The organism is Deinococcus rhizophilus (assembly GCF_030271215.1).
Classification (GTDB): Bacteria; Deinococcota; Deinococci; order Deinococcales; family Deinococcaceae; genus Deinococcus; species Deinococcus rhizophilus.
In genome coordinates, this window is sequence record NZ_JASNGB010000155.1 from 1 (window position 1) to 7,146 (window position 7,146).

Below are 7,146 nucleotides of genomic sequence, written 5' to 3' on the forward strand. Positions count from 1 at the left end.
CACGACCACCGCGTCCGCCCGCGCCAGCGTGAGGTGCTGGGCGTCCGGGCGCGGGGCGAACCACGCCCTGTCGGTGGCGACCTCGTGCGCGGCGGCGGTGGCGAGGCTGAGGTCGGTCACGAAGGCGAGCGCGGCCTGGGTGGCGATCACCCGGACCTCAGCTCCCCGCTCGCGCAGCCGCCGCAGCACCGAGGGCGCCTTCACAGCGGCGATGCTGCCCCCGACGATCACGAGGACGGTGGGCGAGGCGGACGATTCGGACACGTTCACGGGGTCAAGTATCCCCGAAATCGGGCCGCTCGCCCCGCGACGCGAGCGGCGCCAGCACCCCGTCCACCACTGCCCCCGCCCGTTCCGGCACCCCTGCCAGCGTGTCCGGGCCGGAGGTCAGCGGGGCCCCCACCTGCCGGGCAAAATGCGGGGGCAGCAACGGCAGGCGCCCGCTCAACGCCAGCAGCCGTTTCTCTCCAGAATGGGGGACGCGGTTGAGGGCGAACACCTTGCTATTACACCGAGTACGCGATGTGTTACCTCGCGGCGATGGGCATCTGGCGGGGGCGCTGGAGCGGTACACGGCCAGCCTGCGCCTGGGGAGCACCGTGCCCGTGCCCGAGCTGTACCGCGCCGCCGGAACCGAGTTCCGCTTCGACCGCGACCACGTCCGGGGGCTGATGGGCTTTTTGCGGGAGCGGCTGGCAAACGGGAGCTGAGCGGGGGGGGGCGGGAGGAGGAGGGGGGCGAGGCGCGAACCGTCGTCCCCTCCGCTTTCGCCCCTGGCCCGCGCTCCGGCCTAGAGCATTGGACAGAATGACGGCCCCCGGGGAAGGGCGCCCCAGGTGCCTCCCCGAATGCCCAATGCTCTTCTTCAATTCGCTCGCTCTGCTGCGCAGCTTTGCAAGTCCGCTCGGCCAACGAATGCGGAAACCCACCGCATTCTTATGGCACATGCTCTANGGCCTAGAGCATTGGACAGAATGACGGCCCCCGGGGAAGGGCGCCCCAGGTGCCTCCCCGAATGCCCAATGCTCTTCTTCAATTCGCTCGCTCTGCTGCGCAGCTTTGCAAGTCCGCTCGGCCAACGAATGCGGAAACCCACCGCATTCTTATGGCACATGCTCTAGACCAGCGTGGCCGCTCGCTCCGTCCCGGCGGCCTGGGCCGAGGCCGGGGTCGCCGGGCGGAGGCGGCGGCGCACCCCGTCGGCATAGTCGGCCACGTCGCGCAGCATCTCGGCGACGCCCGCCCGCAGCAGGTACTGGCCGCCCGGCAGCGGGGTCAGCGCCAGGAAGGGAGCGCGGCTGAGGGTGTCGAGGATGCTGCGCAGCTCGGCGGGGTTCACGCCGCTGCCCAGGCGCTCGGCGAGGCGCGGCACCGACAGGACGCTGTGCGCGGGCTGGGAGGCCAGGGTCAGCAGCACAAAGGAAAAGGCCCCGCGCTGGGCGAGGTGGGCGCCCACCAGTTCGGAAACCCCCGCCGCCGCGTCCAGGTCGAGGTCGCCCGCTTCCCAGTAGGGCCGCAGGTCGATGGGCGACAGGGGGGCCAGCCGCGCGTGCTCCAGCAGCGCGGTCAGGCCCTCGTGGGTGAGGCGCGGTGTTCCGGCCGCCTTCTGACCCTCGCCGGTCAGCAGGGCGGTGTAATCGGCGCCGCTCTCCCACCCGGAGCGCCGGGCCGAGTCGGTCAGGGCGACGTGCACCACGTAGCCGAACTCGCCCAGCTCGGCCGCGAGCCGGGCCACGCCGGGGGCGGCGTAGCTCAGCTGATACCCCGTCAGGCTGGCGAGTTCGGCCAGTTGCGACTCGGGAGTCTCGGGCAGCGGGCCGGGCACTGGGCCGGGCGAGGCGGCGGCGCGGGAACGCTCGGGCGCCTCCGTGATGGGCAGCAGCGGCTCGCGGGCGGGCAGCTCGGTGTGAGGGGCGGCCGGACGCCCGGACGTGGCCCCGGCCTCGGCATGCTGCATCCTGACCTCGCGGACATGCGGGGTCGCGGTCACGACCACCCGGCGCGGCTCGGGCGGGCGCTGGTGCTCGGTGCGCGGGGTGGTGATGGGTGCGTGGGGCTTGACGATCCCCTCGGCGCTGTAACGGCCCGGCTCCAGCGGCGTGACCATCAGCACGTCGTTCACGCCGAGGTTGGCGTCGTGGTAGAGCCCGTGCAGGCCGCGCACGACCCCGGCCGCGCGGTCGATCTCGACCCCGTGTTCGCGGCCCCGGTCGTCCACAAAGACGGCCGGACCGCTCTCGGGAAAGGTGGACTCCAGGTACTTCTGAAGCCGCAGGACGCCTTCCTGCAGGCAGGGACGGGTCAGGATGTAACGCATCTGCTTCATGCGGGGCAACTCCTTGGATGGGGGGCGGTCCGGACGGCACCGCCGGACGCGCGAAGACTCGTGGGCACTGCTTAGGCCAAACCATAGCAGAGGCCACCCGCCGGGCCACCCCAAAGTGCGCGGCCAGAACGCGAAATTCTTTAGCGATGTGAGGAACGCCACACCCCTTCCCCCAGTGGGGGACTCGGTACACTGCCCGGCATGACCTCCGGTGACCCGACCCAGACTCCCCAGGCCCAGACCCTCGACCTCGTGACCCGGTACTACGCCGCCTTCAACGCGGGCGACGCCGAGGGCATGCTCGGCCTGCTCACGGGCGACGTGCAGCACGATGTCAACGAGGGCGAGACGCGGCGCGGGCTGGAGGCTTTCCGCGCCTTTCTGGCGAAGATGGACGCCCACTACCGCGAGCGGGCCGAGGAGCTCGTGGTGATGGCGACCCCGGACGGGACCCGGGCCGCCGCCGAGTTCGTGATTCACGGCGAGTACCTCAAGACCGACCCCGGCCTGCCCGGGGCGACGGGGCAGAGGTACGTGCTGCCGGTCGGTGCCTTTTTCGAGGTGCGAGGCGGGAGGATCGCCCGCGTGACGAACTACTACAACCTCGCGGAGTGGACCCGGCAGGTGAACGCGGGGACGGAGCCCGCTTGAGCCTCAGCGTCACCCCGGCGAGCGGCGAGGAACTGCGCCGGGCGCTGCCCAGCCTCGCCCGGCTGCGGACCGAGGTCTTCCGCGATTTTCCGTACCTGTACGGCGGAAATCCCGGGTACGAGGAACGCTACCTCCAGACCTATCTGGAAGCACCTGGTGCTCTCGTGGTGCTCGTGCGGGACGGGGCGGAGGTGGTGGGGGCCAGCACCGCGCTGCCCCTCGTCGCGGAGACGGCGGAGATTCAGCGCCCCTTCCTGAGGTCCGAGTTTGGTCCCCGAGACGTGCTGTACCTGGGAGAGAGCGTGCTGCGGGCCGGGTACCGGGGGCGCGGGCTGGGGCACCGCTTCTTTGACGAGCGGGAGGCCCACGCCCGGCGGCTGGGGCTGCCCGTCACGGCCTTTTGCGCGGTGCAGCGCCCGGCGGACCACCCGGCCCGGCCGGAGGGCTACCGCCCGCTGAACGCCTTCTGGGAGGCGCGGGGCTACGTCGAACGCCCCGATCTCGAGACGACGCTGAGCTGGCCGGACGTGGGCGAGACAGGCGACACGCCCAAGCCGATGCGCTTCTGGGTCAGGCGGCTGGCGTAGAGGGTCAGCCCCTCTTGCGCCAGCCGTTCGCCCGCACCGCGTCCACCGCGAACCAGACCGAGGCGGCGCCCCAGACGAGGGCGGGGAGCCAGTTTTCAGCCATGCCGTAGCGCACGGCGGGAACCGCGCACAACGCAGCCAGCAGCACGCTGAGGGCGAAGACGATATGGGGGGGCACGCGGCGACCGAACATGGGCCCAGGGTAGCGGGCGGCCTCTGGCGGATTCCTGACCGTCCCTGGAGCGCCCGGCGTGCCAGACTCGGGGCCAGAATGCCGGACTACGACGTGCTGGTAATGGGAGCAGGCCACAACGCCCTGGTGACGGCGGCCTATGCGGCGCGGGCGGGCCTGAAGGTGGGCGTCTTCGAGCGCCGCCATATCGTCGGCGGGGCCGTCAGCACCGAGGAACTGGTGCCCGGCTACCGCTTCGACTACGGGGGCAGCGCCCACATCCTGATCCGGATGACGCCCGTCGTGCGCGAGCTGGAGCTGACCCGGCACGGCCTGCACTACCTCGAAGTGGACCCGATGTTCCACGCCTCGGACGGCGAGACGCCGTGGTTCGTCTGGCGCGACCCGGAGCGCACCGCCCGCGAGCTGGAGGCCCTTTTCCCCGGTCAGGGCGAGGCGTACCGGAAGTTTCTGGACGACTGGACCCCGTTTGCCCGCTCGGTGGCCGACCTGTTCAACTCGGCGCCGGGACCGCTGGAGATGGGCAAGATGGTGCTGGGCAGTGGCCGGGGCCGCGAGATGCAGACCCAGCTCTCGCGCATCCTGCGGCCCTACGGGGACGTGGCGCGGGAGTACTTCTCGGAGGAGCGGGTGCGGGCACCCCTGACCTGGATGGCGGCGCAGAGCGGCCCGCCGCCCACGGACCCGCTGAGCGCCCCCTTCCTGCTGTGGCACCCCCTTTACCACGAGGGCGGGGTCGCCCGGCCCAAGGGCGGCAGCGGCGGCCTGACGCGGGCGCTGCGGCGGGCCATCGAGGATTACGGCGGCGAGGTCCACGTCAATGCCCCGGTGCGGCGGATTCTGGTGAGGGGTGGGAAGGCGCAGGGCATCGAGCTGGAAAACGGCGAGCAGTACACCGCCCGCGCCGTCGTGTCCGGTGCCCACATCCTGACGACGGCGGGGGCGCTGCCCGAGGAGCACGTGCCGGAGGCTGCGCGGCGGGTGCGGGTGGGCAACGGCTTCGGGATGATCCTGCGGCTGGCGCTGAGCGAGAAGGTGAGGTACCGCCAGCACACCGAGCCGGACTCGCGGGTGGGGCTGGGGCTCCTCATCAAGGACGAGCGGCAACTGGCGAAGGCCTACGGGGAATACCTCGCGGGCGAGCCGACGACCGATCCCCCCCTGATCGCCATGACCTTTTCCGCCGTGGACGACAGTCTCGCGCCCCCGGGAGGCGAGGTGCTGTGGCTGTGGGCGCAGTACTACCCCTTTGAACTGGCCTCCGGCAGCTGGGAGACGCGCACCGCCGAGGCGCGGGAAAATATCCTGCGGGCCTTCGAGCACTACGCGCCGGGCACGCGCGACACCATCGTGGGCGAACTCGTGCAGACGCCGCAGTGGCTCGAAACCAACCTCGGCCTACACCGGGGCAACGTGATGCACCTGGAGATGAGCTTCGACCAGATGTTCGCCTTCCGGCCCTGGATGGCGGCGAGTCAGTACCGCTGGCCGGGGGTAGGGGGCCTGTACCTGACGGGCGCGAGCACCCACCCCGGCGGCGGAATCATGGGCGCGTCGGGGCGCAACGCGGCGCGGGTGCTGCTGCGGGACCTGACGCGGCGGGGATGGAAGTGAGAGGACGGATCGGCGCAGGAGTGGCCGTCCTGCAGGCTGGTGAGGTGCTGCTGGTGCGGCGCGGGGACAATGGCCACTGGGACGTGCCGGGTGGCGGCGCCCAGGTAGGTGAGGCGCCCGAACAGGCCGCTCGGCGCGAACTGCACGAGGAGACGGGCCTGACTGTGGGCAACCTGCGCCCGCTGGGAGTCTTTCCGCACCGCCACACCTACCCGGATGGGAACGTCGTGGACTGGGAAACGCACGTCTACGTCGCCGACTTTGCAGGCGGGGAGGCGCAGGCCGGGGACGACGCCTCGGAACTGCGCTGGTGGCCCCTGGAAAGGTTGCCAGGGGAAGTCTCGCAGACGACCCAGACCTATTTCACGGCCCTGCGGACGGTGGCGGGTTGAGCCTGTGCCTCTCCCCCACCCTGCGTCGCTCCCTGCTCGCCTTCGCCGCGCTGGGTGTCGCCTTTCTGGGGGCGCTCCTCGTGCTGCGGGGTGCGGCGCTGGGGTGGGGGCTGATCGCCGTGGCCTTTCCCGCCTCGCTGGGGCTCGCGCTGGCCGGGGACGCGCTGGGAGCCGACTTCGCGGGCACGCTGCGGACGCGGTGGGCGGCGCTCTCGGCGCAGATGCGGCCCTGGATGTGGTGGCTGGGTGCCTATGCCGCGCTCAAGATTCCGGTCCCCCTCTGGCCGGAGGGGTTTCCGGTGCTGGGGCTGCTCAGCACGGGGGCGCTGTGCGTCTCAGGATGGCTCTACGCCGCCGAGCGGGTGGGGGCGCGGCGGGCCTGGGCGATGGCGGCGCTGTCGTTCGGGGTCGGCTGGGCGGTGGAATTGCTGGGCAGCCGCACCGGGTTTCCCTTCGGCGTGTATTCCTACGAGACCTCGCCGCCGCCCACCCTCCTGACGGTTCCCCTGATCGTGCCGCTGGGGTGGTTCGCGCTGACGCTGGCCGCCACGCGGCTGGCGGGGGGGCGGGCGTGGCTGGCCGGCCTGCTGATGGTGGCGTGGGACGTGGGCTTGGAACCGCTGATGACCGCCGAGCGGTACTGGCTGTGGAACGACCCCGCGCCGCTGTGGGCCGGGGCGCCCGTGCAGAACTTCGTGGGCTGGTGGGTGGTCGGGACCGGACTGAGCTGGGCCTTTACCCGGATCGCGCCGGGGCTGTTCGGGCGGGCCGGGCGCGGGTGGGGCTGGCCGATGCAGGTGCGGGCCGCAGGCCGCGTATCGGTGGGCTTCCGGACCCAGGCTGTCCGCGTGGAACCCGCCCCCCGCCCCGACCTCTCGCGCCTCTCCTTTGCCGCTGCCTACCCCATAGAACTGTTCTTCCTGCCGGGGGGACTCGTCCTCGTCGGGCGGTTGCTGGAGGCCGGGGTCACGCTGGCGGTGATGCTGGCGGCGCTGGCCCTGGCGCGGGCCGTGCGGGCATGAGGCCGGACCCGGTTGCCGCGATGCTGCGGGCCTCCATCCGCCGCAGCGTCCGCACCGGGCTGGGAGGGGTCTGGGTCCGGGGAGGGTGGCCGCCGGGCGGGGCGGTGATCGCGCCCAACCACCACTCCTGGTGGGACGGGTACGTGCTGCGCGAACTCGGCTGGCAGGCGGGGGCCGAGGCCCGTGTGCTGATGACACCCCGCCAGCTTGCCCATTACCCCTTTCTGCGGCGGGTGGGGGCGCTGGGGGCGGACGAGCTGCGGGCGGCGGTGCGGGCGGCGCGGGCAGGGGCGTGGGTGGTCGTCTTTCCGGAAGGGACCCTGCAGCCCGCCGGTCCCCTCCGCGACTTGCGGCCCGGCGC

Annotated in this window: 10 protein-coding genes and 1 pseudogene; 7 read left to right on the top strand and 4 right to left on the bottom strand. The window is 72.1% G+C overall.

The annotated features are described in order from the left end of the window. Positions 1–270, bottom strand: a 270-nt coding sequence (locus tag QOL99_RS13385; protein ID WP_407650187.1) for a flavoprotein, incomplete at its 3' end; no start/stop codon positions are given. A 4-nt stretch (positions 271–274) separates the two neighbouring features. After that, positions 275–499, bottom strand: a complete 225-nt coding sequence (locus QOL99_RS13390) for a hypothetical protein (protein ID WP_285524540.1) — start codon at positions 497–499, stop codon at positions 275–277. Here QOL99_RS13390 and QOL99_RS13395 point away from each other — a divergent pair. Further along, positions 493–710 (top strand): annotated as a pseudogene (locus QOL99_RS13395) (M3 family oligoendopeptidase); the annotation flags it as partial. The gene QOL99_RS13390 and the pseudogene QOL99_RS13395 overlap by 7 nt on opposite strands. Positions 711–1,117: 407 nt before the next feature. On the opposite strand, the gene QOL99_RS13400 reads toward QOL99_RS13395, so the two are convergent. Then, positions 1,118–2,326 carry a hypothetical protein gene (locus tag QOL99_RS13400; RefSeq protein ID WP_285524541.1) on the bottom strand — a complete coding sequence of 403 codons (1,209 nt, stop codon included), beginning with the start codon at positions 2,324–2,326 and terminating at the stop codon, positions 1,118–1,120. Between the two features lie 201 nt (positions 2,327–2,527). Here QOL99_RS13400 and QOL99_RS13405 point away from each other — a divergent pair, with 201 nt between their 5' ends. Beyond that, the gene (locus QOL99_RS13405; RefSeq protein ID WP_285524543.1) at positions 2,528–2,977 is read left to right on the top strand and encodes a ketosteroid isomerase-related protein; all 450 of its coding nucleotides are present in this window, start codon (positions 2,528–2,530) and stop codon (positions 2,975–2,977) included. After that, positions 2,974–3,564, top strand: a complete 591-nt coding sequence (locus tag QOL99_RS13410) for a GNAT family N-acetyltransferase (RefSeq protein WP_285524545.1) — start codon at positions 2,974–2,976, stop codon at positions 3,562–3,564. The genes QOL99_RS13405 and QOL99_RS13410 overlap by 4 nt, the downstream gene beginning before the upstream one ends. Positions 3,565–3,568: 4 nt before the next feature. On the opposite strand, the gene QOL99_RS13415 is transcribed toward QOL99_RS13410, so the two are convergent. Continuing rightward, positions 3,569–3,757, bottom strand: a complete 189-nt coding sequence (locus tag QOL99_RS13415; protein WP_285524547.1) for a hypothetical protein — start codon at positions 3,755–3,757, stop codon at positions 3,569–3,571. Between the two features lie 78 nt (positions 3,758–3,835). Between QOL99_RS13415 and QOL99_RS13420 the strand changes: the two genes are divergently transcribed. The 4 genes from QOL99_RS13420 to QOL99_RS13435 all read left to right on the top strand — a co-directional run. Then, positions 3,836–5,371, top strand: a complete 1,536-nt coding sequence (locus QOL99_RS13420; RefSeq protein WP_285524548.1) for a phytoene desaturase family protein — start codon at positions 3,836–3,838, stop codon at positions 5,369–5,371. Next, a complete protein-coding gene (locus QOL99_RS13425; protein ID WP_285524550.1) occupies positions 5,362–5,763 on the top strand; it encodes an NUDIX domain-containing protein in 402 nt (133 codons plus the stop codon). Before QOL99_RS13420 ends, QOL99_RS13425 begins: the two co-directional genes overlap by 10 nt. After that, positions 5,760–6,785, top strand: coding sequence for a carotenoid biosynthesis protein (locus QOL99_RS13430; protein ID WP_285524551.1), 1,026 nt, complete (start codon positions 5,760–5,762; stop codon positions 6,783–6,785). Before QOL99_RS13425 ends, QOL99_RS13430 begins: the two co-directional genes overlap by 4 nt. Continuing rightward, the coding region (locus tag QOL99_RS13435) for a 1-acyl-sn-glycerol-3-phosphate acyltransferase (RefSeq protein ID WP_285524553.1) at positions 6,782–7,146 on the top strand (365 nt) is incomplete at its 3' end. The genes QOL99_RS13430 and QOL99_RS13435, both read left to right, overlap by 4 nt.

Bases quoted from the DNA above. Each gene is read 5' to 3' on its own strand.
- QOL99_RS13400 (WP_285524541.1), bottom strand. From the start codon at position 2,326: ATGAAGCAGATGCGTTACATCCTGACCCGTCCCTGCCTGCAGGAAGGC.
- QOL99_RS13415 (WP_285524547.1), bottom strand. From the start codon at position 3,757: ATGTTCGGTCGCCGCGTGCCCCCCCATATCGTCTTCGCCCTCAGCGTG.
- QOL99_RS13425 (WP_285524550.1), top strand. From the start codon at position 5,362: ATGGAAGTGAGAGGACGGATCGGCGCAGGAGTGGCCGTCCTGCAGGCT.
- QOL99_RS13420 (WP_285524548.1), top strand. From the start codon at position 3,836: ATGCCGGACTACGACGTGCTGGTAATGGGAGCAGGCCACAACGCCCTG.
- QOL99_RS13405 (WP_285524543.1), top strand. From the start codon at position 2,528: ATGACCTCCGGTGACCCGACCCAGACTCCCCAGGCCCAGACCCTCGAC.